We start from the raw sequence: 26,079 nt of genomic DNA on the forward strand, positions 1-26,079 counted from the left end.
GAAAGGAGGCGGATGGTCGTGTCTGCCAGAGAAGCGGCGTTGCTCACGCTGGCTGCCATGGAGCGGCAGAAGGCGTGGTCCAACGGCCACCTGAAAAAAGTGATGCAGGAGCAGAAACTGGACCGCCGGGACGCGGCCCTGGCCACCCGCCTCTGCTTTGGTGTGCTGCAAAACCGGATGCTGCTGGACTACTATCTCCAGCAGTACGCCACCATGAAGCTGGCCAAGATGGAGAGCAAGGTCCGCAGCGCCCTGCGGCTTGGCCTGTATCAAATGCTCTTCCTGACCAAGATCCCGGTGAACGCCGCGGTGAGTGAGTCGGTGGAGCTGACGAAAAAGCACTGTAAGAACCCCAGGGCCGGGGGAATGGTCAACGGCATTCTGCGGAACCTGGCCCGGCACCTGGATGACCTGCCCACCCTGGACCGAAAGGACCCGGTGGAGTACCTGTCCCTGCTGTACAGCCATCCCCGCTGGCTGGTGGAGACCTTTTCCGCCCGCCTGCCGGAGGAAGAGGTGGAGCAGCTGCTCCGCTGGGACAACAGTGAGCCGCCGGTGACAGTGCAGGTGAACACCTGCCGGTACACGGAGGAAGAAGTGGTAGCCAGCCTGGAGGAGGAAGGGGTCACGGTGACCCGGCACCCCTGGCTGCCGGGCTGTCTGCTCCTCTCCGGTACCGGCGACCTGGCCGCCCGGACAGCCTACCAGAAGGGAATGCTCTACGCCCAGGACCCTGCGGCCCGCCTGTCGGTGCTGGCGGCGGGGCTGCGCCCGGGAGACCGGGTGCTGGACGCCTGCGCTGCGCCGGGGGGCAAATCCTTTGCCGCGGCGATGGTGATGGAGGGACAGGGGGAGATCCTCTCCTGTGACCTCCACGCCCATAAGAAGGGGCTCATTGAGGCCGGAGCGGCCCGGTTGGACCTGCCCCTCATTTCCGCCCACGTGATGGACGGAAAGAAGTTCCGTTCCTCCTGGGAGGAGGGCTTTGATGCAGTGATTGCAGACGTGCCCTGCTCCGGACTGGGGGTCATGCGGAAGAAGCCGGAGATCCGGTACAAGGAGCCGGGAGAGCTGGCGGGCCTGCCGGTGGTGCAGGGAGAGATCTTGGCCAACGTGTCCCGGTACGTGAAGCCGGGCGGCGTACTGCTCTACTCCACCTGTACCCTCCGCCGGGAGGAAAACGAGGCCGTGGTGGCTGACTTCCTGAAGGAGCACCCGGACTTTGCCCTGGAGGGCTTCGCCCTGCCGGGCCCCATGGGAGAGGTGCCGGAAGGGGAAGCGACCCTCTGGCCCCAGCGGCTGGATACCGACGGATTCTACCTGGCCCGCCTGCGGCGGCAGGGAGCGAAGGAGGAGACGGGCCTATGACCGACCTAAAATCCATGACGCCGGAGGAGCTGACCGCCTGGTGCAAAGCCCAGGGCCAGCCTGGATTTCGGGGCAAGCAGCTCTTCCAGTGGTTCCATCGGGGGGTCTCCTCTGTGGAGGAGATGACCGATCTGCCCAAGGCGCTGCGGGAGCTCATCCTGCGGGAAGAGGGGTTTTCCGCCCCCATTGTGGAGAGAAAGCAGGTCTCAAAACTGGATGGGACCATAAAATATCTTTGGAGGCTGCGGGACGGCAACTGCATTGAGACGGTGCTCATGCGGTACCACCACGGAAATTCCGTCTGCATTTCCTCCCAGGTGGGCTGCGCTATGGGGTGCGCTTTCTGCGCCTCCACGGTGGGAGGCCGGGTACGGAACCTCACAGCAGGAGAACTGCTGGACCAGGTGATCTTCACCCAGAAGGACTCGGGCGCACCCATCTCCAACATCGTTCTCATGGGCATCGGGGAACCCCTGGACAACTATGAGAACGTGCGAAAGTTTTTGACCCTGGTGAACCACAAGGACGGGATCAACATTGGCATGCGCCATATTTCCCTGTCCACCTGCGGGTTGGTTCCCGGGATCGACCGGCTGGCAGAAGAGGGATTGCAGCTGACGTTATCCGTGTCCCTCCACGCGCCCGACGACGAGACCCGCAGCCGGCTCATGCCGGTGAACCGGGCCTTCGGGGTGGATACCCTGCTGGCGGCCTGCCGCCGTTACTTTGAAAAGACCGGACGAAGGATCTCCTACGAGTATGCGATGATCGACGGGGTCAACGACACCCCCCGCCACGGGGCTCTCCTGGCCCAGCGGCTGGAGGGCACCGTGGCCCACGTGAACCTCATCCCGCTCAACTATGTGGAGGAGAGTCCGTTGAAGCCCAGCACCCGGGTGGCGGAGTTCCAGAAGCAGCTGGAGAAACGGGGCGTGACCGCCACGGTCCGCCGCCGGCTGGGCAGCGATATTGACGCATCCTGCGGCCAGCTGCGCCGAAAGGCCATGGCAGAGACGGCCCGGGACGGAGGAAAGGAGGGGAGTTCTTGTGGTTTCAGTATGGGGACTGACTGACAGAGGCAGGGTCCGGAGAGAAAACCAGGATTCCTGCGCCTATGCGGTGCTGGCCGACCAGTTTGCCTGGGGCGTGGTCTGCGACGGCATGGGCGGCGCCAACGCCGGGGACATCGCCAGCAAGATGGCGGTGGAGACGGTGGAGGCCACCCTGGCGACCCTGCCCGATGAGGATCGGACCACCGAAGACGGTGCGCTGCTGCTGCAGGCAGTGGAGCGGGCCAACCAGAGGATCTATGAAAAGGCGACCACAGAGCCCGCCTGCACCGGAATGGGTACCACGTTGGTGGGGCTCATCATCCGCAGCGGGGTGCTGCTGGTGGCCAACGTGGGCGACAGCCGGGCCTATCATATTACCAAGACGGGGATTCGCCGGATCACCCGGGATCATTCCGTGGTGGAGGACCTGGTGGAAAAGGGGGATCTGACCCCAGAAGAGGCCAGACAGCACCCCCAGAAAAATCTCATCACCCGCGCGCTGGGCACCTCCCGGCAGGTCCGGGCGGACCTCTTCCAGCGGGAGGTGGCGGAGGGGGATATGATCCTTCTGTGCTCCGACGGGTTGGTGAACGAGGTCACGGACGAGGCGATCTATCAGCAGGCCCGCGCAGGCGGGACGCCGCAGGAGATCTGCCAGCGGCTCATGAATGAAACCCTGGAGCATGGCGCGCCGGACAACGTGACCATTGTACTCTTCCAGCTGTAAAAAGGAGTGTGTTACCTATGAATCAATACATCGGTAAAATGCTCGATAACCGGTATGAAATCCTCGATGTGATCGGGGTTGGAGGGATGGCGGTGGTCTACAAGGCCTACTGCCACCGGCTGCATCGCTTTGTGGCCATCAAGGTCCTCAAGCGGGACCTGGCGTCCGACGCAGAGTTCCGGCGGCGCTTCCATGAGGAAGCCCAGGCGGTTGCCATGCTCTCCCATCCGAATATCGTTTCTGTCTACGACGTGAGCCGGGGCGACGACCTGGACTATATCGTCATGGAGCTCATCGACGGGATCACCCTGAAGCAGTACATGCAGAAGAAAAACGGCAGTCTGAACTGGCGGGAATCCCTGTATTTTATCACCCAGATCGTCCGGGCTCTGGGCCATGCCCACAGCCGGGGCATCATCCACCGGGACATCAAGCCCCAGAACATCATGGTCCTGCGGGACGGCAGCGTGAAGGTGGCTGACTTCGGCATCGCCCGGATCATGTCCGCCGCCCAGAACACCCTGACCCAGGAGGCCCTGGGTTCCGTCCACTATATTTCGCCGGAGCAGGCCCGGGGCAGCCACATCGACGCCCGGGCGGATATCTACTCCGCAGGCGTGGTGCTCTATGAGATGCTCACCGGCCGCCTGCCCTTTGACGGAGACTCCCCGGTCTCCGTGGCCATTCAGCACATCAACTCCACCCCCATGTCGCCCCGGGAGCTGAACCCGGAGATCCCGCTGGGGCTGGAAGAGATCACCATGAAGGCCATGGCCTCCCGGATCGACCAGCGGTATATGAACGCCGAGGCCATGATCCGGGATCTGGAAGAGTTCCGAAAGAACCCCCAGGTGGAGTTCCACTATAACCTGGCCAGCTTCCATGGCAGCCAGCCCATGCCGGATGAACCCACCCAGGTGGTGGACCACACCACCGGCAGCCTGGGCCGCCGCCAGCGTCCGCCGGTGCGGACCCGCACCGCGCCCCCGCCTCCGCCCCCCCGGCGGTATCCCCCGGAAGAGCCGGAGGAGTATGAGGACAGCCAGGAGCGCAAGCGGAACATGGTCATCCCCATTGTGGTGATCGTCTTTCTGGTGGGGGTGGGCCTCTTCCTGTGGCTCACCTTCTTCAGTGGTTTGTTTGAGAAGGAACCCTCCCTGCAGGCCCCGGACCTCACAGGACTCACCATGAGCCAGGTGTACGGAAACACGGCCATCACAGATAACTTTAAAGTGGTGCAGAAGTCCGTGGAGTACAGCGACAAGTACGAAGAAGGGCAGATCATCGACCAGGACCCCAAAGGTGGGACCGAGGTGGAGAAGGGCTCGACCATCTATGTCATTGTCAGCGGCGGCCAGGAGTACGTGGAGATGATCGACGTAAAGAACCTCACCTACGAGGAAGCGGTCGCCAAGCTCCAGGAGCTGGGCCTCAAGGTGGGCAGCCCCACCTATGAACCCTCTGAAGACGTGGAGAAGGATAAGGTCATCTCCTACACCCCCGCCAAGGGAACCAAGATGCTGCCGGGCGACACCGTGCAGCTGGTGGTGAGCTCCGGGCCGGAGGTAAAAGAGGTGACAGTCCCCTCCCTTACCGGCCAGTCCCTGAACAAGGCCCGGGATATGCTGGCAGCAGCCAAGCTGAAAGTGGGCAGCATCGTGGAGGTGGCCAGCAATGAGCCCGCCGGCCAGGTGGTGTATCAAAGCGTGGCCGCAGGCAGCACAGTAGAGGAAGGCACCGCCATTGCCCTGAACGTGAGTAAGGGACCGGAGGCCCCGCCGATCCGCACCAAGACCATCACCGTGGAACTGCCCACAGATCGTGAGACCGTAGAGGTCCGGATCACCGTGGACGACCAGGAGGCCTATAAGAACGTGGTGAACACCTCGGTGGGGAACATCTATCCCACCCTCAGCGGGTCCGGGGTGAAGCAGGTGTGCATCTACTTTGATGGAGAGGTTGTGGAGCGCTACAACCTGAACTTTGACCAATGAGTGAAATGAAACGAGAAGGACAGATCATCAAGGCCCTCAGCGGGTTTTACTACGTCCAGTGTGAGGACGCCCTGGTGACCTGCCGGGCCAGAGGAAAGTTCCGCTATAAAAAAATCACCCCCCTGGTGGGGGACCGGGTGGCCATCACCGTGCAGGAGGATGGAAGCGGTTCGCTGGACGAGATCCTGCCCCGGCGCAATGCCTTCCAGCGGCCTGCGGTGGCCAACATTGACCAGCTGGTCCTCATCGCCTCCGGGGCCATCCCGGTGACCGACCCCTTTCTCCTGGACCGGATCATCTCCCTGGCGGAGAGCAAGCAGTGCGAACCCATTGTGTGCATCAACAAGTGGGACCTGGTCCCGGCGGAGGAACTTTTCGCTCTGTATGAGCAGGCAGGGTTCACCACCCTGCGGGTGAGCGCGGAAACAGGGCTGGGCATTGAGGAACTTCGCGGGCTTTTGGCTGGCAAGGTTTCGGCCTTTACAGGCAACTCCGGCGTTGGGAAATCCAGTATTCTCAACGCCCTGGAGCCCGACTTCCGCCTGGCTACGGGAGAGATCAGCGAAAAGCTGGGCCGTGGCCGCCACACCACCCGTCACGTGGAGCTCTTCCCGGTTTCCGGGGGACTCATTGCAGACACGCCGGGCTTTTCCGCCTTCGACACCGACCGGGGCGAGCACCTGGAAAAGGATGCCCTGGCGGAGACTTTCCGGGAGTTCCGCCCCTATCTGGGGCAGTGCCGGTTTGTGGGCTGCGCTCACGTGAAGGAAAAGGGCTGCGCTGTGCTGGCGGCCAAGAAAGAGAGAAAGATCTCCCAGAGCCGTCATAAGAGCTACGTTCGTCTGTATGAGCAGGCCAAGGAGTATAAACCCTGGGAAAAAGAATAGGCAAAGAAAGACACCACCCGTCTGTCCTCAGCATAGACTGAGAGCAGACGGGTGGTTTTCGTTTGCCCCCGGGAAGGGAGGGAGGACTCATGAAGATGGTGGTTGTGAACGCCCCCAAGGCATTGGCGGGCCTGCTGAAAAAATTGTTCCGGCTGTAAGGTTCTGTGCCGGCCGGGGCGGGCATAGACTGTGACAGATACTTACCTGATACGAGAAAGGATGGGTCACAGCTATGGAATTGGAACTGCGGCAAGAGACGGTGCGCCACTGGGAAACGGTGTGCCGTACGGTATTGGAGCAGGAGGAGACCGCGGAGATGATCGTACCGGACGCCTGCCCGGACATCTGGCAGGTGCTGGACGGGGAGGGCCGTCTGCTGCTGCAGCGGAAGGAGCCCCAGGAGGGCAAGGCGGAGTGCTCCGGCCTGCTGAAGGTGACCATTCTGTACCAGCCGGAAGGGGAAGGCGGGGTGCAGTCCATGGAGGTCACCCTGCCCTTTTCGGTGTCCCCGGAGATCGCCGGGATGACCCGGCGCAGCGCCCTCCATGTAAGTCCCCGGGTTTTGTCGGTGGATATCCACCTGCTGAACCCCCGGAAGGTCCTGGTGCGGGTGGGCTACAGCCTGGCGCTGGAGGGCTTTGAGCCCAGAGTGCAGAGCCTGGCCAGCCTGGTGGAGGACCCGGAGAGCTGCGGGATCCGGCAGAAGACGGGGACCCTGGGCAGCTTGGTGACCATCAACGCCCAGGAAAAGAGCTTTACTTATCAGGATGTGCTGGCTCTTCCGGCGGGGCGGCCGGATGTGGCAGCGCTGCTGCGCACCCGGGCGGACTGCACCTGTCTGGAGGCCCGGGTGATCGGAACCAAGCTGGTGTTCAAGGGGGAGGCCATGGTGAAGCTCCTCTGCCGGGGGACAGACGGCAGTTTGTTCCCGGTGGAGTTCCCGCTGCCCTACTCCCAGATCATGGACGCCGGGGAGGACGCCGAGGACAGCCTGTGCCACATGACGCTGGCCTTTACGGAGGTGAGCTGTTCCCTGACCGAAGGGGACCCCAGAAGCTTCCAGGCGTCCCTGACCATCCAGGCCCAGGCGGTGCTGCGCAAGCAGGTGGAGGTCCCGGTACTTACCGACCTGTACAGCACATCTTATGAGCTCCAGACAGAGGAGGTCAACTGCCCCGTCTGGAAGATGATGGGCCAGGGCGAAGACCAGGAAGGAGTCCGGGACGTGGTGGAGACCGGCCAGGGGCCGGGGGAACTGCTGGACGTTCAGGTGCGGCTGGGCCGGTCCGGGCAGAACCGGGAGGGCCAGGACCTGATCCTCACCCAAGAGGTGGAGATGGTCCTGCTGTACAACACCCAGGAGGGCCCGGCCTCTGCCAGCCGCCGGGTCACGGTGTCCCACCGGCTGCCCGGCCAGGGGGAGGGCACCTGTCTCTTTACCTCGGAGGTGCTCCGAGCCCCCAGCGCCGCCTCTACCGGGTCGGGAATGGAAGTCTCCTTCCCCCTGGCTTTCCGGTGGATGACCCTGCGTAAAGGGGAGACCGGGATCATTGGCCGGGTGACGCCAGGGGAGAAGCGGGCAGTCACCCAGGAGGAACCCTCGGTCATCCTCCGGGCGGTTCGTCCGGGAGAGGACCTTTGGGACGTGGCCAAAGCCTGCCTGTCCACGGATGGAGAGATCATGGAGGCCAGCGGGCTGACCTCCGGGGAGTTGTATCTTGGGCAGATGCTGCTCATCCCCAGAAAAGTACGATAATACGATAAGAGGAAGCAGAAAAAAGGACCTGACCGATTTGTTCGGTCAGGTCCTTTTTATGGTTTGGGATCAGTCCATGGAGGTGGTGAGCACCTTTTTCAGCTTGGCGAAGCGGGGCAGTGCGTTCTCCAGAGGACGCTGGGGCTCACCCTGAATGAGAGGCAGGGCATAGCGGACAAAGTCCTCGGTGACGCCGTTTCCTTCTGGGGTGATCCAGGACAGGGGTACCTTCCGCTCGGTGTTGGCTGCCTCGGTGAGGGGGACCAGCTTGGTCTGGCAGTGGTAGCCGGTGTCGTCCCGGGTGCAGTCCAGAGCCACCATCTTGTCGGTCACGCCGGAGACAGCGGCTTCCACGGCGGCCTTGCCTGCCAGGTAGGCCTCGTCCAGGTCGGTGCGGGAGGCCAGGTGGGAGCCGCAGCGCTGGAGCAGAGAGAGCTCAATGCCCCGGACCTTCACGCCCATGGCGTTCTTCACGGTGTCAGCCAGCATGGCAGCCAGGCCGCCCAGCTGGGCGTGGCCGAAGCCGTCGGTGGCAGAGGTCTTGGCCTCGGAGACAAAGGTGCCGTCGGCGTAGTGGATGCCCTCAGAGACGGCCACCAGGCAGTTGCCGGTCTCTTCATACACCCGCTTTACGTCCGCCAGGAACTGGTCCATGTGGAAGTCCACCTCGGGCAGATAGACCAGATCGGGGCCGGAACCAGCCCAGGAAGCCAGACCGGCGGCGCCAGCCAGCCAGCCGGCGTGGCGGCCCATGATCTCTACGATGACCACCGTTCCGGTGTCATAGACCCGGGCGTCCTGGTAGAGCTCCATGCAGGAGGTGGCGATGTACTTGGCGGCGCTGGCGTAGCCGGGGCAGTGGTCGGTGCCGCTCAGGTCGTTGTCGATGGTCTTGGGGACTCCGATGATGTTGCAGGGGTAGCCCACCTTCTGCATATACTTGCTGATCTTGTTGCAGGTGTCCATGGAGTCGTTGCCGCCGTTGTAGAAGAAGTAGCGCACGTCATACTTCTGGAAGATCTCCAGGATGCGGCGGTAGTCGGTGTCGTCCACGTCCGGGTCAGCCAGCTTATAGCGGCAGGAGCCCAGGGCGGAGGAGGGGGTGTACTGGAGCAGATCCAGCTCGGCGGGGTCCTCCTGTGCCATGTCGTAGAGCTGGTCGGCCAGAACGCCCTTGATGCCGTGGGCGGCTCCCAGGACCCGGGTGATCTGGCCGGAGGCCAGAGCGGTCTGGATCACGCCCTGAGCGCTGGCGTTGATGACGGCGGTAGGACCGCCGGACTGGCCGATGATGCAGGCGCCGGTTAAGTGTTCCATATAAGAAGATCTCCTTTCAGCAGGTCAGATAGAAAACGTAGGATAGAAAGCACCCTTATCATATCATACCCGGCCCGCTCTTGCAATTATCAATGAATACTGGTACAATAATTTATCCGGGATGAGGCGCAAAGCCAACCTCACCCGGAACTGGATGGAAAATAACGCGCCTATGGCGCATGGAGGTTATGAAATATGCCGTTAGTTACAACCAAGGAAATGTTCCAGAAGGCCTATGAGGGCGGCTACGCCATCGGCGCCTTTAACGTCAACAATATGGAGATCGTCCAGGGCATCACCGAAGCTGCGCTGGAGACCAACTCCCCGGTGATTCTCCAGGTGTCTGCGGGCGCACGGAAGTACGCCAAGCACGTCTACCTCATGAAGCTGGTGGAGGCCGCTGTGGCGGACACCGGTCTGCCCATCGCCCTGCATCTGGACCACGGCGAGGACTTCGAGATCTGCAAGGCCTGCATCGACGGTGGCTTCACTTCCGTCATGATCGACGGCTCCAAGCACTCCTTTGAGGATAACATTGCCCTGACCCGCCAGGTGGTGGAGTATGCCCACAAGCATGGCGTGGTGGTGGAAGGCGAGCTGGGCCGCCTGGCCGGCATCGAGGACGACGTGAACGTCTCCGCAGAGGACTCCTCCTATACCGACCCCAACCAGGTGGAAGAGTTTGTCCGGGCCACCGGCGTGGACAGCCTGGCCATCGCCATCGGCACCAGCCACGGCGCCTTTAAGTTCAAGCCCGGCACCAAGCCCCAGCTGCGGTTTGACATCCTGGAAGAGGTCTCCCGCCGCCTGCCCGGTTTCCCCATTGTGCTTCACGGCGCTTCCTCCGTCACCCCCCACTATGTGGACCTTATCAACAGCAACGGCGGCAAGCTGAAGGACGCCATTGGCGTGCCGGAAGACCAGCTGCGCAAGGCAGCCGGAATGGCCGTGTGCAAAATCAACATCGACTCCGACCTGCGTCTGGCTATGACCGCCGGTGTGCGCCAGCAGCTGCTGGCCGACCCCGCCGGCTTTGACCCCAGAGGCTACCTGAAGGTGGGCCGCCAGTACGTGAAGGACCTGGTGCAGGACAAGATCCTCCGGGTTCTGGGCAGCGCCGGAAAGGCATAAGTTCCCCCTTACTCAGCGAGAAAGAAAAACGGTACAGCGCTGCGCTGTACCGTTTTTTGTAAAGAAAGGACCGTTTATGGAGAAACGACCGATTTTAAAGAACAAGTATTACCTCTACCTCACGGAATTCTTTTCCGGCGTGTCGGTGATGGCGGTGGAGCTGGGCGCCAGCCGCCTCCTGGCCCCCTATTTCAGCTCGTCCCAGATCGTCTGGACCATCATCATCGGCACCATTATGATCGCCCTGGCCCTGGGAAACCTCTGGGGCGGCAGGGCGGCCGACAAGGACCCCAACACCGACCGGCTCTACCGGCGGCTGCTCATTGCGGCGGTGTGGATCGCCGCCATCCCTGTGCTGGGCAAATATATCATCCTGGGAATTTCCGGGGTGCTGGTACTCACGGTGAACACCAACTTCCTGATCCTTGCGGCCTTCTGCGCCTGCATGGTGATCTTCGTCTTTCCCCTCTTCCTGCTGGGCACTGTGACTCCGTCCCTGGTGAAGTACACGGTGGACAGCCTGGAGGACAGCGGTAAGGTGGTGGGTACCCTGGGGGCCTGCAACACCATCGGCAGCATCCTGGGTACCTTTCTGCCCACCTTTGTGACCATCCCTGCCGTGGGAACGGCAGTGACCTTCCTGCTCTTTTCCGGCATTTTGCTGGTGATTGCGCTCGTTTACTTTTTGAGCAGCCGGGCAAAGCCCAAAACCTGCCTGGCGGCGCTGGTCCTCTTTGCGGTGTGCAGCGTGGTGGGCAGCCGGGGCGGGTTTGCCTTCTGGGAGAAGGACCTGCTCTACGAAGGAGAGTCGGTGTATAACTACCTCCAGGTGAAGGAGGACCCGCAAAAGGTGGTCCTCTCCACCAACGTGCTCTTCGGGGTGCAGTCGGTGATGATGAAGGAGGACGGCCTCACTGGTATGTACTACGACTACGCGCTGGCGGGGCCGGTCATGGCTGGCGCCGGGGAGGGCGCCAGAATCCTGGTGCTGGGCAACGGGACCGGCACCTTCGCCAAGCAGTGCCAGACCTATTTCCCCGGAACCCTGGTGGACGGGGTGGAGATCGACGAGAAGATCACGGGCCTGGCCTATGACTACTTCCAGATGCCCGACTCCGTGAACGTGACCACCTATGACGGCCGGGCCTATTTGCAGGCGGTGGATACCAAGTACGACGTTATTCTGGTGGACGCCTACCAGGATATTACCATTCCCTTTCAGATGTCCACCCGGGAGTTTTTTACGCTCGTGAAGGAGCATCTGGCCCCCGGGGGCGTGATGGTGGTGAACCTGAACATGCACTCGGACGGGGAGGGGAGCATCAACCAGGCCCTGTGCGACACCATCGCCAGCCTCTTCCCCGGGGTGTACACGGCGGACGTGCCGGGTACCACCAACCGGGAGCTCTTTGCCTCGGCGGAGGGGGACCCCCTTCAGCTGCTGCGGGCCAACCAGCAGAAGGTAGAGGACCTGGAACTGGGGCTGCATATGGATACTGTGGCCCGTGCCATGACCCGGTACACCCCCGGGGACGTGATCCTCACCGATGACCAGGCCCCAGTGGAGGTGCTGGGCATGCGGGCCATTGACCAGCTCATCGCAAAGGAATTGGAGTACTATCAGGACCTGTACCGGGAGAAGGGATTGTCCGGCCTGCTGCAGTCCTTCTAAGAGAGGAGAGCTTGCCATGCTGCGCATCATAACCGGCCGGGCAGGCTGCGGAAAGTCCGCAGCGGTGTTCCGGCGGATGAGAGAGGAAGGGGCGTGCCGTCCCCAGCTGCTGCTGGTCCCCGAGCAGGCCTCCTTTGAGAACGAACAGCGGTTCTGCCGGGAGAACGGGAACCAGGCGGGGATGTACGGAGAGGTGCTCTCCTTCGCCCGTCTGGAAAACCGGGTCATCACCCTGGCCAGGGGCCGGGGAGAACCGGTGCTGGACCAGGGCGGGCGGCTGCTGATGATGTACGCGGCGGTGCAGGCGGTGAGCAGCCGCCTGACCGTGTACGCTATGCCCACCCAGAAGCCGGAGTTTCTGGGGAGCCTTCTCACCACCCTGGATGAGCTGAAAAGCGGCTGCGTCACCGCCGCCCAGCTGAGCCAGGTGGGGGAGGAGACCGAGGGGCTGGACGGAGACAAGCTCCGGGACCTGGGCCTTATCTTCGGGGCCTATGAGGCCATGACCGCCCGGAGCGGTCTGGACCCTCGGGACAAGCTCACCCGTCTGGCGGAGAAGCTACGGGGCTTTCCCTTTTTCCGGGGGAAAGACGTGTATCTGGACGGTTTTACTGACTTCACCCCCCAGCAGCGGCTGGTGCTGGAGCAGATGATGAAGCAGGCCCATTCCGTCACTGTGGCCCTTACCTGGGATGGGGGCGAGGACGAGGAGACCGTCTTTGCCCCGGCGGGCCGGACCATCGCCAAGCTCAAGCGGCTGGCCGCCCAGGTGGGAAGCCCCGTGGAGGAGACCCACCTGCCAGCCCGGGAGGGCGGCCGGACCCCGCCTCTGGATCACTTGGAAGGCCATCTGTTTGCCCGTCCTCTGGTTCCCTATGAGGGAGCGTGGGATGGCAGCGTGGTGATCCATGGAGCCGCTACCCCCCAGGAGGAAGTCCAGTGGACGGCGGGGGAGATCCGCCGTCTGGTCCAGTGTGGTCGGGTCCGCTACCGGGACATTGCGGTCTCCGCCCGGTCGATGGACCGGTACTGGGAGCAGATCCAGGGGATTTTCCCCCAGTATCAGATCCCGGTGTTCCAGTCGGAAAAGACTGACATCCTCCAAAAGCCCATCTTTACCCTTATCACCGCCGCCATGGACGCGGTGAATGGCGGCTACCTCTACGAGGATATGTTCCGCTACTTAAAGACTGGCCTCACGGGCCTCACCCCGGACCAGTGTGACCGGCTGGAAAACTATGTGCTCACCTGGGACATCTGGGGCAGCCGGTGGACCTCCGCCAAGGGCTGGACCATGCACCCCGGAGGCTACCACCAGACCTTTACCCCCAGAGACCAGGAAGAACTGGACGACCTGAACCAGCTGCGGCTTCAGGTGATGGCCCCTCTGGAAACTTTGCGAAAAAAGGCCAAAGGGACTGTGGGGGAGCAGGTGCTGGTTCTGTACGGTTTCTTAGAGGAGATCCACGCCCCGGAGGCCCTGGAGGCCCGGGCGGACCGCCTGCTGGAGCAGGGGGAACCGGAGCTGGCCCGGGAGTACAGCCAGCTGTGGGACATTTTCTGCGGGGCTCTGGAGCAGTGCATGGCCCTGCTGGGGGAGATGGAGGCGGACTTTGCTTCCTTCACCCGTCTGCTGCGGCTGCTGTTGTCCCAGTACACCGTAGGGTCCATCCCTGCCTCTCTGGACCGGGTGACCGCCGGGGACGCCCAGCGGCTGGGGGGACGCTCCTGCCGGGTGCTCTTTCTGCTGGGGGCGGACGATGGGTCTATCCCCCAGGTGACCCCCGGCCAGGGCCTGCTCACCGATCGAGACCGAGAACTGTTAGAAGAATACGGCATGGAGCTCTCCCCCCGGATGGAGGAAAAGCTGGGGCGGGAGAACACCATCCTCTATACCATCTGCGCCCAGCCCCGGGAGAAGCTGGTGGTGACCTGGCCCCGGGGCGGGGAGAGCGGCGGCGAGAAGCGGCCCTCTTTTCTGGTAGAAACCTTACGCCAGCTCTTTCCCCAGGGAGAGGAAGAGACGCCCGGCCTGCTTCCCCCGGACCAGCTGCGGGCCATGGCCCACGGCATGGAGAAGGTCCGGGCAGCCCTGGAGGATGATCCGGTCTGCGCCCCCTGCTTTGCGGCTCTGGACCGGGCGGCGGCCTGGGAGCGGGGCAAGCTCTCCCCCCAGGCGGTGGCCCGTCTGTATGGAGAAAAGGTGGCCATGTCCGCCTCCCGGATGGACCAGTATCAGTCCTGCCACTTTGCCTACTTCCTGCGGTATGGCCTGGGGGCCAAGGACCGCCGTCCGGCGGGCTTCCACGCCCCGGAGTACGGCACCTTCGTCCACTTCGTGCTGGAACGGGTGTTCCGGTCGGTGGGGGAGGAAGGGGGCATCCAGGCGGTGTCCCAGGAGCGCCTCCGAGACCTGACCCAGGAGGCAGTGGAGGACTATGTCTTGCGGGAGCTGGGGGGCATGGAGCACCAGACCCCTCGGTTCCGCTATCTGTTCCGCCGCCTCCAGCGCAACGTATGGTCAGTGGTGGAGAACGTGGCGGAAGAACTGCGGGCCTCTGACTTCCAGCCGGTCTATTTTGAGCTGGGCTTTGGCAGCGGCAAGGAGCTGCCCCCTGTGGAGGTGACGGAGGCTGGCGTGACCTTGAAGATCTCCGGCTTCGTGGACCGAGTGGACGGCTGGGTAAAGGACGGCCGTCTGTACCTGCGGGTGGTGGACTATAAGACCGGCCGGAAGTCCTTTGACCTCACCGAGGTGTGGAATGGTCTGGGGCTCCAGATGCTTCTCTACCTCTTCACCTTAGAGGACAAGGGCGAGCGGCTCTTCCACCAGAAACCCTGCCCGGCGGGGGTACTGTACCTGCCCGCCCGGGACGCTATGGTGGCGGGCAGCCGGGCCATGGATGAGAGCGCCCGGCAGAAGCTCATGGACAAGGAGCTGGTGCGCAAGGGCCTCATCCTGGAGGAAGGAGAGGTGCCCGAGGCCATGGAGCACCCGGAGAACGGCCTGCGGTTCCTGCCCCTGCGGGTGAGCAGCCGCACAGGGAAGATCACCGGGGACGCTCTGGTGAGCGCCCAGAAGCTGGGGCGGCTCAAGCGCCACACCCAGGAGATCTTGGGCCAGATCTGCCGGGCGATCTCCGCCGGCAACCTGGACGCAGACCCCTACTGGCGGGGACCCACCAAGAACGCCTGCCTGTACTGTGAGTATTTCCGGGCCTGCCAGTTTGAGGAGGGCCGGGACAAGCGGCGGTGGATTCCGTCGGTGAAGAACAGCGACTTCTGGGCCTGGCTGGCCCAGCGGGAGGAAGGAGGAGAGGACCATGGCGGTGCAGAGAACCCCTGAGCAGGAAGCGGTGGTAAAGAACCGGGGCGGCGGCCTGCTGGTGTCCGCCGCGGCCGGGTCGGGTAAGACCCGAGTGCTGGTGGAGCGGCTGCTGGACCGGATCGAACACGAGGGGGAGCGGATCGACCGCTTTCTCATCATCACCTTCACCCGGGCCGCAGCGGAAGAGCTGCGCAGCCGGATCGCCGGGGAGCTGGCTCAGGCCCTGGAGGCCCAGCCGGACAACGCCCATCTCCGGCGGCAGACGGGCCTGCTGTACCAGACCCAGATCTCCACCATCCATTCCTTCTGTACGGTCCTTCTGCGCCAGTGGGGACACCTGCTGTACCTGCCGGCGGACTTTACCCTGTGCGAGGACGAGGACGCCCAGGTGCTCATGCTGCGCACCCTGAACCAGGTGCTGGACGCCCGGTATGAGACCATCGACCCGGAAGGGGACTTTGCCAAACTTTTGGATATTCTCTCCGGGGGGCGGGATGACAGCAAGCTTATCGAAATTGCCCTGGACGTGTACGGAAAGATTCAGAGCGCCCCCCATCCGGATCAGTGGCTGGAGACTCAGGCCCGGGCCTTTGATCTGTCCGGGGTGACCCGGGCGGAGCAGACCCCCTGGGGGGCTCTGCTGCTGGAAGAGGCGGAACGCACCGCTGCGTATTGGGTCGCCCAGATGGAGCGGGCCTGCGCCCTGGCCCAGGAGGACGACAGCCTGGAAAAAGCGTATGGGGAAAGCCTGCGGGCCACCTTAGGCGATCTGCGGGGCTTTGTCCAGGCCGCCGGAGAAGGATGGGACCAGGCCGCAGCGGCCAAAATTTCCTTCCCCCGGCTGAAAGGGGCCCGGGGGGTAGAGGCGGTGGACGCCCAGGAGGAGATCAAGAGCATCCGCACCCGCTGCAAGAAGGCAGCGGAGGAGCTGGAAGCCCAGTTTGCCAGCGACAGCGCCAGCCTGCTGGAGGACATGGCCCTGGTCTACCCGGCCATGCGGGGGCTGGTGGATCTGGTGAAGGACTTTTCTGCTGCCTACGCCCGTGAGAAAAAGGAGCGGGGGCTGCTGGACTTCTCTGACCTGGAGCACTTTGCCGTGGCCCTTCTGGTGGACGAGGAGGGGGAACCCACCCAGCTGGCTCGCCAGTGGGGGGAGCAGTACACGGAGATCATGGTGGACGAGTACCAGGATACCAACCAGGTGCAGAATACCATCTTCCGCGCCCTCTCCCGGAACGGAGAAAACCTCTTCATGGTGGGGGACGTGAAGCAGTCCATCTATCGCTTCCGCCTGGCTGACCCCACAATTTTCCTGGAAAAGGCCCGCCGGTTCCTCCCCTGGACCCAGGCATCAGAGGGACAGGAGAGAAAGATCACCATGTCCAGGAACTTCCGCTCCCGGCCGGAGGTGCTGGAAGCGGCCAACGATCTGTTCCGCACCATTCTCTCCCCGGAGCTGGGAGAGATGGACTACACCCAGGAAGAAGCCCTGCACCCCGGCGGGACCTTCCCTCCGGGAACCGGATATGAGACCGCCCTCCATGTGCTGGACTTCTCCGAAGACCCGGCCCTCACGGAGGAAAAGCAGAGCAAACACTTTTTGGAGGCCCGGTTTGTGGCCCGGCAGATCGCAGGGCTTTTGCGGGAGGGGTTCCCGGTCTCCGATGGGGCTGGAGGCACCCGGCCCATCCGGCCGGATGACGTGGCCATCCTGCTGCGCTCTCCCGGGCCGGTGCGGCATTTTTACGCCCTGGCTCTGGAGGAAGAGGGGGTCACCTGGTGGTCGGAGGAGGGAGCGGACTTTTTCCAGACCACGGAAATTTCCGTTGCCCTGTCCTGGCTGCAAATTTTGGACAATCCCCGGCAGGATATTCCCCTGCTGGCGGTGCTCCGGTCGCCGGTCTGCGGCTTTACCGGGGATCACCTGGCAGAGATCCGGGCTGGCCGGGAGGGATCGTTTTATGATGCCCTCTGCGCCGCTGCGGAGGAGGGGGACGAGGACAGCCGCCGTTTCCTGGAGGAACTGTCTGCCCTGCGGTTTGGGGCGGGGGAGCAGAGCAGCCACGGCCTGCTCTGGGCCCTGTACCAAAAGACCAATCTCTTGGAACTTTTCTCCCTCATGCCCGACGGGGAAAAGCGGCGGGAGAACCTTCTGGCCCTGTACCAGGTGGCCCGCCGGTTCGAGGGTACGGGGCACAAGGGCCTCTTCCGTTTCCTCCTCCATCTGGACCGGGTGCGGGAGAGCGGCGGCCTGGCTGGCCGCAGCGCCCCGGCCAGCCAGCAGGCGGGGGTGAAGATCCTCAGTATCCACCGGTCCAAGGGCTTGGAGTATCCGGTGGTGTTCCTGTGCGGTTTGGGTCGACGGTTTAACTACAACGACCTGCAAAAGCCGGTGCTTTTCCACCCCAAGCTGGGCCTGGGCCCCAAGGGGCTGGACCCGGAGCGGATGGTCTCCTTCTCTACCCTGGCCCGCACCGGGGTGGCTCTGGCCCTGAAGAAGGAGATGCTGGCAGAGGAGATGCGGCTGCTGTACGTAGCTATGACCCGGGCCAAGGAAAAGCTGGTGATGGTCCACAGCCTCTCCTACGGGGTGACCGATCTGAAAGGCCTGGCGGAGAGTGTGTCCTACCCGGCTGATCCCCGGGTGCTGGCAGGATGCAGCAGCGCAGGCCAGTGGATCCTGCTGGCGGCTATGGCCCGGCCGGAGGGCGCTGTCTTACGGAACGCCGCCCAGCGGGGCGGTCTGCCCCCGGTGGCAGAGGGAATCTTTGGCCCCGCCTGGGCCATCTCCTACCACCATGGGGCGGTATCCCAGGAGGCAGCGGGCCCGGTCAGTACGTCTGCCTCTCAGGAGACGGCGGCTGCCGACCCGGACCAGCTCATCGAAACCCTGCGCTGGCGGTATCCCCATGACGCTGCCACCGCCACCCCGGCCAAGGTGACGGCTACTCAGATTCAGGGAAGCGCCGAGGAAGAGGCGGGGGTCTTTTTGCTGCGAGACAAGACCCAGGAGGGGCCCGCTCCCTTTCACCGACCCCGGTTTGCCCAGGAGCGTTTGGGTCTTACCCCCGCCCAGCGGGGCACGGCGGTCCACACCGCCATCCAGGGCATCCGTATGGAGGAGACAGCCTCTGCTCCTTCCGTCGCTCAGGCTCTGGACCGGTTGACCCGGGAGGGTTACTTAACGCCACAGGAAGCCCAGGCGGTCTCTCCGGCCATGCTGGCGGACTTCTTCTCCGGCGAACTGGGCAGGAAGATGCGGGAGAGCGAGAGCCTGCGGCGGGAGTTTCCCTTCTCCCTGCTGGCCCCGGCGGAGAGGTTCTTCCCCCAGGGGACCCAGGGGGAGACCGTCCTGCTGCAAGGGGTGATCGACTGCTGGTGGGAGGAAAGTGATGGGCTGACCCTCCTGGACTTCAAAACCGACCGGGTCCCGGCCCCTTACGCGGAGGAACGGGCAGAGAAGTACCGGGGGCAGATGGAGATCTACGCCTGGGCCCTGGAGGAGCTCACCGGGAAACCGGTACAGCGGGAGATTTTATGGTTCCTCCATGCGGGCAGGGGAGTAGACTTGCTGAAAAAACAGGAAAAAAACGAAAAGAATTGAGCAAAAAAGAGTTGCATTTTTTGAATAAAGGTGCTATTATATATTACGCGCTTGTAAGAAGCGATAATTTTTTGATATTCAGAAAGAGGTGAACACGCATGAAGGAAGGCATCCATCCCAAGTACGAACAGACTACCATCAGATGTGCTTGCGGTAACGTGATCGAGACAAGATCTACCAAGGCAGACATCCGTGTAGAAGTTTGTTCCAAGTGTCACCCCTTCTTCACCGGCAAGCAGAAGATGGTGGATACTGGCGGGCGCGTCAGCCGCTTCAACAAAAAATTCGGTTTCGAAAACTGAACGATTCTGGCTTCAGACCCGTGCCGCATCCGGCACGGGTTTTTGCGTTATTGCGGTTCTTTGGGCAGGGAATGGCATAAGATAACACAGACGCTGCGCTCCCCGGAGGAGCGGGCAGAAGGAGGAAGCCCATATGTTTCAGGAATTGAACGCAAAACAGCTGCAGGAGAATGTATTTTCCCTGCTGGATGACCGGTGGACGCTGATCACCGCCGGAACCAAAGACCATTGCAACACCATGACCGCCGCCTGGGGTGGGCTGGGGGTGCTGTGGCGCAAGAACGTGGCCACCATCTATGTCCGTCCCCAGCGCTACACCTTTGAGTTTTTGGAGAACCATGACTGGTTCACCCTGTCCTTCTTTGGGCCGGAGTGGCGCAAGGCCCTGGCCCATTGCGGGGCAGTGAGCGGTCGGGATGAGGATAAGTTCGCCGCCTGCGGCTTTACCGTGGAGGCGGCAGAGGGAGACCAGGCCCCCTACATCGGGGAGGCTTCCCTGGTGCTGGTGTGCCGGAAGGTATACTGGGACGACTTGGAGCCCTCTCACATGGACCCCATCGCCATGGAGCACTACCAGGGGCAGGACTACCACCGGATGTACGTGGGGGAGATCACCAAAGTGTTAAAGAAGGGGTGACCCCCCTGACAGTGGGATACGAAAGAGGGGCGGTATGACGGAAGGTCAGAGCCAAGAGAAGAGAAACCGGGCGGTGCTGGTGGGCCTGAATGCGGCCAGCTTATCCCGGGAAGATAACGCCAGCGACGCCTCGTTGGAAGAACTGTCCGACCTGCTGGAGACGGCAGGCGGGGAGTGCGTGGGTATGATCCTGCAAAACCGGGACACCCCGGAAGCCCGGACCTTTATCGGCGAGGGTAAGGTGGAGGAGGCCCGGGACCTGGTGCAGGCCCAGGGGGCGGACCTGGTGGTGTTTGACAACGAGCTGTCCCCCTCCCAGCAGCGGGTGCTCACCGAGGAGATGGGGGTACAGGTCATCGACCGGGCAGGCCTCATTCTGGACATCTTTGCCCAGCGGGCCCGGACCCGGGAAGGCCGGCTCCAGGTGGAGCTGGCCCAGTACCAGTACCTGCTGCCCCGGCTTACCGGTATGTGGGGCCACCTGGTGCGCCAGACGGCTTCCGGCGGCAAATCGCCCATCGGTACCCGTGGCCCTGGTGAGACCCAGCTGGAGACCGACCGGCGGCATATCCGCCGTAAGATCGCCAAGCTGAAAGAGGACCTGGAGGAAGTGCGGCGCATCCGCAGCGTCCAGCGGGACCGTCGGGAAAAGAACGAGGTGCCGGTGGTGGCCATTGTGGGCTACACCAACGCAGGGAAATCCACCCTGCTCAACGCCCTGACCCAGGCGGGGATCCCCGCCCGGAACCGGCTGTTCGACACCCTGGACACCACCACCCGGACCCTGGAAATTTCCGATACCTGCACGGTGCTCATCTCCGACACCGTAGGCTTTATCCGCAAGCTGCCCCACCATCTGGTGGAGGCCTTTAAAGCTACCTTGGAAGAGCTGGCTTACGCCGACCTTATTCTCCACGTGATCGACGCCTCCAACCCCGAGTGGCGGGAGCAGGCAGAAGTGGTGGAGAAGCTCATCCGGCAGCTGGGTGCGGAGGCCACCCCCCGGATCGACGTGTTCAACAAGTCGGACATTTATGTGGGGGATATCCGCCCCCATGGAGAGGATATCGTCTCCATTTCGGCCAAGACCGGAGAGGGGCTGGACCAGCTGCTGGATGCCATCGGCAAGCGGCTGGACACCGGGTTCTATCGGGTGACCCTGGCCCTGCCCTACGACAAGGGCGGCATTCTGGACGCCCTGTACCGGGACGCCAAGGTGGAGTCGGTGGACTATGAGGAGACCATCCGGGTGGTGGCTGTGTGCAGCGAAAAGACGGTGGGCCAGATCCGGGACTATATTGTAGACGGCTGGACACCCCCGAAAGAATTCTGGGAGGACTGAGCCCCGGAAAGGAGAAGGACGGATGGCAGAGTACTATGTTCCCGCCAGGGACAGCGAAACCGAGTTCACCGAGAAGCGTTCCCGCTTCATCGGCCACGTGTGGCGGGTGGAGAGCGAGGACGAGGCCCGGGAGAAGATCGCCCAGATGAAGGCCAAGTATTACGACGCCCGGCACAACTGCTGGTGTTACCTTCTCCGGGAGGGGAATATCACCCGTTACTCCGACGACGGGGAGCCGCAGGGGACCGCCGGGCAGCCCATGCTGGAGGTCTTTCGCCGGGAAGGGGTGGAGAACGTATGCTGCGTGGTCACCCGATACTTTGGCGGCATCCTGCTGGGGACCGGCGGCCTGCTCCGGGCCTATACCCGTTCGGCCAAGGACGCCCTCACGGAGGCGGGGATCTCCGTGGTGCGCCAGTGGGCCCAGGGTGCGTTGACCTGCCCCTACCCGCTGCTGGAACGGATGAAGCAGGAGGTCACGGGGGCCCAGGGGGTCATTACGGATATTGTGTATGAGGCAGAGGTGCGGATCTTGAGCCTTCTGCCTGTGGAAAATTGGGCTGCCTACGAGGCCCGGGTCACCGAGCTCACGGCAGGGAAGATCCAGGCGGAGAAGCTGGGCGAGTGTTTCCAGGCGGCTCCGGCTGGCTGGGAATGAATCCTGCCCGGCGGGCAGGGTTTTGTGGAGTGCCGCAGGGGAACCGATCTGCGGCACTTCTTCTTTCCAGCCCGGGTAAAAAATTTTTTTGCCGGAGGCAGGAGATTTGAGAGACTTTTCGTATAAAAGAATGACCCCTTTCTGCCGAAAGCAGAGAAAAGGGGAAGAGAAGACAAGCCCCATGGTTTTTTACGGAAAGGAGGAAGGCCCATGACCTTGCGGGAACAGCGGGAGGAATGGGAAGAGGCGATGCTCTCTCCCTATGCGGCCCTGGCCTCCCGGTCCAAGGGTCGCCAGCGGGAGATGACGCCCTGCGACATTCGGACCTGCTATCAGCGGGACGTGGACCGGATCGTCCACTCTAAGAGCTTCCGGCGGCTCATGCATAAGACCCAGGTCTTTCTCCAGCCGGAAGGAGACCATTACCGCACCCGGATGACCCACACCCTGGAGGTGGCCCGGATCTCCCGGACCATTGCCCGGGGCCTCTCCCTGAACGAGGACCTGGCCGAGGCCATTGCCCTGGGCCACGACCTGGGCCACACCCCCTTCGGCCACGCAGGGGAGCGGGTGCTGAACGAGATTTTGTCCGGAGGCTTCCGCCACAATGAGCAGTCCCTGCGGGTGGTGGAGCGGCTGGAGAACGGCGGGGACGGCCTGAACCTCTGCCAGGAGGTGCGGGACGGCATCCTTTGCCACACCGGCCCCAAGAAGGCCGATACCCTGGAAGGGCAGATCGTCCGCCTGGCGGATAAGATCGCCTATATCAACCACGACATTGACGATGCCATGCGGGGCGGCATCATCTATCCTCTGGATATCCCCCTGAACATCTCCCAGGTGCTGGGCTTCGACCACGGCGGGCGGATCAATACCCTTACCGGGGACATCATCCGCACCAGCCAGGGCAAGGGGGAGATCGCCCAGTCCCCCGCCTGCGGCCGGGCCATGGCCGACCTGCGCAGCTTTATGTTTGAGGCGGTGTACCGGAATCCCCGGGCCAAGGGAGAGGAATCCAAGGCCCAGGAGATGATCGCCCGCCTGTTTGAGTATTATCAGAAAAACCCGGACAAGCTCCCCCCGGACTACCAGGACATTCGAGTCCGGGAGGGCATCGACCGGGCGGTGTGTGACTACATTGCAGGCATGACCGACAAATACGCAGTAGAAAAATACTGTGAGGCCTTCATCCCGCTGGCCTGGTCGGTCAAGTAAGGGGAAGGAGGAACCATGGCGATCCCATCGGCCTTTTTGGATGAACTGGTGGCCCGCAGCGATATTGTGGACGTGGTGTCGGACTATGTAACCCTCACCCCCAAAGGGGGAAGCTACTGGGGGCTGTGCCCCTTCCACGGGGAAAAGACCGCGTCCTTCCACGTGCTGCAGGACCGTCAGCTCTACCACTGCTTCGGCTGCGGAAAGGGGGGCGGTGTCATCTCCTTTGTGATGGAGATGGAGAACCTGCCCTATGTGGACGCAGTCCGTCTGCTGGCCAAGCGGGCGGGGATGGAGTTTCCCGAGCGGGACATGGACGAGGACAGCCGGCGGCGGCGCGCCCGTCTGCTCCAGCTGAACAAGGAGGCCGCCCGGTACTTCTACGCCCAGCTCCACACCCCGCAGGGCCAGCAGGGGTTGGAATACCTCCGAAGGCGGGGCCTCTCCAAGGGGATCATGACCCGGTTCGGCCTGGGCTATGCCCAGGAGAGCTGGGATGGGCTCATCCGCGCCATGACCCAGAAGGGGTTCCAGAAGCGGGACCTGCTGGATGCGGGTCTTGCGGTCAGCAACCAGAAGGGGGGCATTTATGACCGGTTCCGCAACCGGGTGATGTTCCCCATCATCGACCTGCGGGGGGATGTGATCGGCTTCGGCGGCCGGGTGCTGGGGGACGGGACCCCCAAGTATCTGAATTCTCCGGATACCCCGGTGTTCAACAAGAGCCGAAACCTCTTTGCCTTGAACCTGGCCAAGACCACCAAAATGGGAAAGATCGTCCTCACCGAGGGGTACATGGATACCATCTCCCTGTATCAGGCGGGGTTTGACTGCGCAGTGGCCAGTCTGGGCACGGCCCTGACCGGCGACCACGCCAAGCTCCTCTCCCGGTTTACCAAGGAGGTGGTGATCTGCTACGACGCAGATACTGCCGGGGTCCAGGCGGCCAATCGCGCCATCCCCATGCTGGAGAAAACCGGGCTTAAGGTGCGGGTGCTGCGGGTCAGCGGCGCCAAGGACCCGGACGAGTTCATTAAGAAATATGGCCGCGAGGCCTTTGCCCGGCTGCTGGATCAGTCGGAGAATTACATCGAGTACAATCTGGGGCAGCTCCAGAGCAAGTATGATCTGGAGGACCCGGTGAAGAAAGCAGAGTTTGGCCGGGAGGCGGCAGAAATGCTGGCTGGGCTGGACAGTCCCGTGGAGCGGGAGGTGTATGCCGGCCGGGTGTCGGAGCTCACCGGCATCGGCAAGACCGCTCTGCTGCAGGAAGTCCAGCGGTACCGCAACCAGCGTCTGCGGGCCGCAAAAAAGAAGCAGACCCGGCGGGACCTGACCCCGGTGGCCAAGATCCAGCCCCGGGAGCGGCAGCTGCGGTATGACAATCCCCGGTCCGCCCGCGCAGAGGAGGGCATCCTCCGGCTGCTCCTGCTGGACAGCAGCCTGGTGCAGGAGACGGCCGGGCTGGACCCGGCCCAGTTTTCCTCTCCCCACCTGGGAAAGATCTACCAGGTGCTGCGCCGGCGAATGGAAGAGGGAAGGCCGGTGCAGGTGGGCATGCTGGAAGGAGAATTGGAGCGGGAGGAGATCGCCCTGCTCACGGAGATCCTCCGGCAGCCGGAGAGCCTGGAAAATGGCCGGAAGGCCATGGCGGACTACCGGGCCGTCCTTGAGACGGAGACCATGAAGCGACAACAGGATACCGACGAGGCGGTGCTTTTGGCCGCACGGGAAACCTATCGAAAAAAGAAAAGCATATAGGAGATGGATACCATGAGCGAGAAGAAAGCACCCGATAACAAGCGGGATAAAGAAAAGATGCTCCACGTGACCGAGGAGCAGATCCAGGCGGGCAAGGCAGAGATCCTGAAGATCGTGACCGGGCTCAACGGCGCGGAGAAGCTGCTGGAACTGCTGGACAAGGGCAAGAAGAAGGGGCGTCTGTCCTCTTCCGAGCTGATGGAGGCCCTGGAAGAGATCGACCTGGAATCCGAGCAGATGGACAAGATCTACGATGTGCTGGAGAATCTGGGCATCGACACAGCCGGGGAGGACTACCTGCCGGAGCTGAGTGTGGACGCCCTGCCTCCCATCGAGGAGATCGAAGAGATCCCCGAGGAGGAGATGGTGGACCCCAACACCCTGGTGGACTCCTTTGGCATCGACGATCCTGTTCGTATGTACCTGAAGGAGATCGGCAAGGTGGACCTGCTCACCAGCGAGCAGGAGGTGGCCCTGGCCCAGGCCATGGTGAGCGGCCAGGAGGCCAAAGCCCAGCTGGCAGAGATGGAGGCCGAGGGCATTGAGCTGCCCAAGGAAGCCAGAAAAGAGATGGAATCTCTCATCAAGGCCGGGGAACGGGCCAAGCAGAACCTGGCGGAGGCCAACCTGCGTCTGGTGGTGTCCATTGCCAAGCGGTATGTGGGCCGCGGGATGCTGTTCCTGGACCTCATCCAGGAGGGCAACCTGGGTCTTATCAAGGCCGTAGAGAAGTTTGACTACACCAAGGGCTATAAGTTCTCCACCTACGCCACCTGGTGGATCCGTCAGGCCATCACCCGGGCCATTGCGGACCAGGCCAGAACCATCCGCATCCCTGTGCACATGGTGGAGACCATCAACAAGGTGATCCGGGTGTCCCGTCAGCTCCTCCAGGAGCTGGGCCATGACCCCACCCCCGAGGAGATCTCCGAGGAGATGAACATGCCGGTGGACAAGGTCCGGGAGATCCTGAAGATCGCCCAGGAGCCGGTGAGCCTGGAGACCCCCATCGGCGAGGAGGAGGACTCCCATCTGGGAGACTTCATCCCCGACGAGGATGCCTCCGAGCCCTCCGAGGCTGCTTCCTTCACCCTGCTGAAGGAGCAGCTGGTGGACGTGCTGAGCACCCTCACCCCCAGAGAGGAAAAGGTGCTCAAGCTGCGCTTCGGCATTGAGGACGGCCGGACCCGCACCCTGGAAGAGGTGGGCAAGGAGTTTAACGTGACCCGTGAGAGAATCCGTCAGATCGAGGCCAAGGCCCTGCGGAAGCTCCGTCACCCCAGCCGCTCCAAGAAGCTGAAGGATTTCCTGAACTGAGCAGAAAACGC

18 protein-coding genes are annotated in these 26,079 nt (G+C 62.9%); 17 read left to right on the forward strand and 1 reads right to left on the reverse strand.

Annotated elements, in window-relative coordinates; all coding sequences use genetic code 11:
* Positions 1-18: 18 nt before the first annotated feature.
* The 6 genes from rsmB to SOR61_RS08175 all read left to right on the forward strand — a co-directional run bounded on the left by rsmB (position 19) and on the right by SOR61_RS08175 (position 7,784).
* A complete protein-coding gene (rsmB, locus tag SOR61_RS08150; protein ID WP_407066525.1) occupies positions 19-1,368 on the forward strand; it encodes a 16S rRNA (cytosine(967)-C(5))-methyltransferase RsmB in 1,350 nt (449 codons plus the stop codon).
* On the forward strand, positions 1,365-2,441 hold the full coding sequence (gene rlmN / locus SOR61_RS08155) for a 23S rRNA (adenine(2503)-C(2))-methyltransferase RlmN (protein ID WP_320612168.1): 1,077 nt from the start codon (positions 1,365-1,367) through the stop codon (positions 2,439-2,441). Before rsmB ends, rlmN begins: the two co-directional genes overlap by 4 nt.
* On the forward strand, positions 2,416-3,147 hold the full coding sequence (locus SOR61_RS08160; protein WP_320612169.1) for a Stp1/IreP family PP2C-type Ser/Thr phosphatase: 732 nt from the start codon (positions 2,416-2,418) through the stop codon (positions 3,145-3,147). Before rlmN ends, SOR61_RS08160 begins: the two co-directional genes overlap by 26 nt.
* A 17-nt stretch (positions 3,148-3,164) precedes the next feature.
* The gene (gene pknB / locus SOR61_RS08165) at positions 3,165-5,141 is read left to right on the forward strand and encodes a Stk1 family PASTA domain-containing Ser/Thr kinase (protein WP_320612170.1); all 1,977 of its coding nucleotides are present in this window, start codon (positions 3,165-3,167) and stop codon (positions 5,139-5,141) included.
* Positions 5,142-5,146: 5 nt separating this feature from the next.
* Complete coding sequence (gene rsgA / locus SOR61_RS08170; RefSeq protein WP_320612171.1) at positions 5,147-6,028, forward strand: ribosome small subunit-dependent GTPase A; 882 nt, start codon at positions 5,147-5,149, stop codon at positions 6,026-6,028.
* 232 nt (positions 6,029-6,260) lie between these two features.
* On the forward strand, positions 6,261-7,784 hold the full coding sequence (locus tag SOR61_RS08175; RefSeq protein WP_320612172.1) for an SPOCS domain-containing protein: 1,524 nt from the start codon (positions 6,261-6,263) through the stop codon (positions 7,782-7,784).
* 69 nt (positions 7,785-7,853) lie between these two features.
* Here the strand turns inward: SOR61_RS08175 and SOR61_RS08180 are convergent, their stop codons facing one another.
* On the reverse strand, positions 7,854-9,101 hold the full coding sequence (locus tag SOR61_RS08180) for a 6-phosphofructokinase (RefSeq protein ID WP_320612173.1): 1,248 nt from the start codon (positions 9,099-9,101) through the stop codon (positions 7,854-7,856).
* A 195-nt stretch (positions 9,102-9,296) separates the two neighbouring features.
* On the opposite strand from SOR61_RS08180, the gene fba reads away from it, so the two are divergent.
* From fba to rpoD, 11 genes are all read left to right on the forward strand, one after another.
* Positions 9,297-10,232, forward strand: coding sequence for a class II fructose-1,6-bisphosphate aldolase (fba, locus tag SOR61_RS08185; RefSeq protein ID WP_320612174.1), 936 nt, complete (start codon positions 9,297-9,299; stop codon positions 10,230-10,232).
* Positions 10,233-10,308: 76 nt separating this feature from the next.
* On the forward strand, positions 10,309-11,904 hold the full coding sequence (locus tag SOR61_RS08190) for a fused MFS/spermidine synthase (RefSeq protein ID WP_320612175.1): 1,596 nt from the start codon (positions 10,309-10,311) through the stop codon (positions 11,902-11,904).
* Positions 11,905-11,920: 16 nt separating this feature from the next.
* Positions 11,921-15,250 carry a PD-(D/E)XK nuclease family protein gene (locus SOR61_RS08195; RefSeq protein ID WP_320612176.1) on the forward strand — a complete coding sequence of 1,110 codons (3,330 nt, stop codon included), beginning with the start codon at positions 11,921-11,923 and terminating at the stop codon, positions 15,248-15,250.
* Positions 15,228-18,836 (forward strand): helicase-exonuclease AddAB subunit AddA, encoded by a 3,609-nt coding sequence (gene addA, locus SOR61_RS08200; RefSeq protein WP_320612177.1) that lies wholly within the window; start codon positions 15,228-15,230, stop codon positions 18,834-18,836. The genes SOR61_RS08195 and addA overlap by 23 nt, the downstream gene beginning before the upstream one ends.
* A gap of 98 nt (positions 18,837-18,934) precedes the next feature.
* Positions 18,935-19,138: a 50S ribosomal protein L31 gene (gene rpmE, locus SOR61_RS08205; protein WP_320612178.1), complete on the forward strand. Its 204-nt coding sequence runs from the start codon at positions 18,935-18,937 to the stop codon at positions 19,136-19,138.
* A 133-nt stretch (positions 19,139-19,271) separates the two neighbouring features.
* Positions 19,272-19,775 (forward strand): flavin reductase family protein, encoded by a 504-nt coding sequence (locus SOR61_RS08210; protein ID WP_320612179.1) that lies wholly within the window; start codon positions 19,272-19,274, stop codon positions 19,773-19,775.
* A 34-nt stretch (positions 19,776-19,809) separates the two neighbouring features.
* Positions 19,810-21,117: a GTPase HflX gene (gene hflX / locus SOR61_RS08215; protein WP_320612180.1), complete on the forward strand. Its 1,308-nt coding sequence runs from the start codon at positions 19,810-19,812 to the stop codon at positions 21,115-21,117.
* Positions 21,118-21,139: 22 nt separating this feature from the next.
* Positions 21,140-21,775, forward strand: a complete 636-nt coding sequence (locus SOR61_RS08220; RefSeq protein ID WP_320612181.1) for a YigZ family protein — start codon at positions 21,140-21,142, stop codon at positions 21,773-21,775.
* Positions 21,776-21,985: 210 nt separating this feature from the next.
* The gene (locus SOR61_RS08225; RefSeq protein WP_320612182.1) at positions 21,986-22,990 is read left to right on the forward strand and encodes a deoxyguanosinetriphosphate triphosphohydrolase; all 1,005 of its coding nucleotides are present in this window, start codon (positions 21,986-21,988) and stop codon (positions 22,988-22,990) included.
* Between the two features lie 15 nt (positions 22,991-23,005).
* The gene (gene dnaG / locus SOR61_RS08230; RefSeq protein ID WP_320612183.1) at positions 23,006-24,751 is read left to right on the forward strand and encodes a DNA primase; all 1,746 of its coding nucleotides are present in this window, start codon (positions 23,006-23,008) and stop codon (positions 24,749-24,751) included.
* 57 nt (positions 24,752-24,808) lie between these two features.
* Positions 24,809-26,068, forward strand: coding sequence for an RNA polymerase sigma factor RpoD (gene rpoD / locus SOR61_RS08235; protein ID WP_407066527.1), 1,260 nt, complete (start codon positions 24,809-24,811; stop codon positions 26,066-26,068).
* Positions 26,069-26,079 lie beyond the last annotated feature (11 nt).

The sequence above is a fragment of the Evtepia sp. genome (assembly GCF_034090835.1).
Lineage (GTDB): Bacteria > Bacillota > Clostridia > Oscillospirales > Oscillospiraceae > Evtepia.

What these genes read in the sequence shown, in the direction of transcription:
- SOR61_RS08225 (WP_320612182.1), top strand. Translation starts at nt 21,986, where the DNA reads ATGACCTTGCGGGAACAGCGGGAGGAATGGGAAGAGGCGATGCTCTCT.
- SOR61_RS08180 (WP_320612173.1), bottom strand. Translation starts at nt 9,101, where the DNA reads ATGGAACACTTAACCGGCGCCTGCATCATCGGCCAGTCCGGCGGTCCT.
- dnaG (WP_320612183.1), top strand. Translation starts at nt 23,006, where the DNA reads ATGGCGATCCCATCGGCCTTTTTGGATGAACTGGTGGCCCGCAGCGAT.
- rsgA (WP_320612171.1), top strand. Translation starts at nt 5,147, where the DNA reads ATGAAACGAGAAGGACAGATCATCAAGGCCCTCAGCGGGTTTTACTAC.
- hflX (WP_320612180.1), top strand. Translation starts at nt 19,810, where the DNA reads ATGACGGAAGGTCAGAGCCAAGAGAAGAGAAACCGGGCGGTGCTGGTG.
- rpmE (WP_320612178.1), top strand. Translation starts at nt 18,935, where the DNA reads ATGAAGGAAGGCATCCATCCCAAGTACGAACAGACTACCATCAGATGT.
- pknB (WP_320612170.1), top strand. Translation starts at nt 3,165, where the DNA reads ATGAATCAATACATCGGTAAAATGCTCGATAACCGGTATGAAATCCTC.
- SOR61_RS08195 (WP_320612176.1), top strand. Translation starts at nt 11,921, where the DNA reads ATGCTGCGCATCATAACCGGCCGGGCAGGCTGCGGAAAGTCCGCAGCG.
- SOR61_RS08220 (WP_320612181.1), top strand. Translation starts at nt 21,140, where the DNA reads ATGGCAGAGTACTATGTTCCCGCCAGGGACAGCGAAACCGAGTTCACC.
- rpoD (WP_407066527.1), top strand. Translation starts at nt 24,809, where the DNA reads ATGCTCCACGTGACCGAGGAGCAGATCCAGGCGGGCAAGGCAGAGATC.
- SOR61_RS08175 (WP_320612172.1), top strand. Translation starts at nt 6,261, where the DNA reads ATGGAATTGGAACTGCGGCAAGAGACGGTGCGCCACTGGGAAACGGTG.
- rlmN (WP_320612168.1), top strand. Translation starts at nt 1,365, where the DNA reads ATGACCGACCTAAAATCCATGACGCCGGAGGAGCTGACCGCCTGGTGC.
- addA (WP_320612177.1), top strand. Translation starts at nt 15,228, where the DNA reads ATGGCGGTGCAGAGAACCCCTGAGCAGGAAGCGGTGGTAAAGAACCGG.
- SOR61_RS08190 (WP_320612175.1), top strand. Translation starts at nt 10,309, where the DNA reads ATGGAGAAACGACCGATTTTAAAGAACAAGTATTACCTCTACCTCACG.
- fba (WP_320612174.1), top strand. Translation starts at nt 9,297, where the DNA reads ATGCCGTTAGTTACAACCAAGGAAATGTTCCAGAAGGCCTATGAGGGC.
- SOR61_RS08210 (WP_320612179.1), top strand. Translation starts at nt 19,272, where the DNA reads ATGTTTCAGGAATTGAACGCAAAACAGCTGCAGGAGAATGTATTTTCC.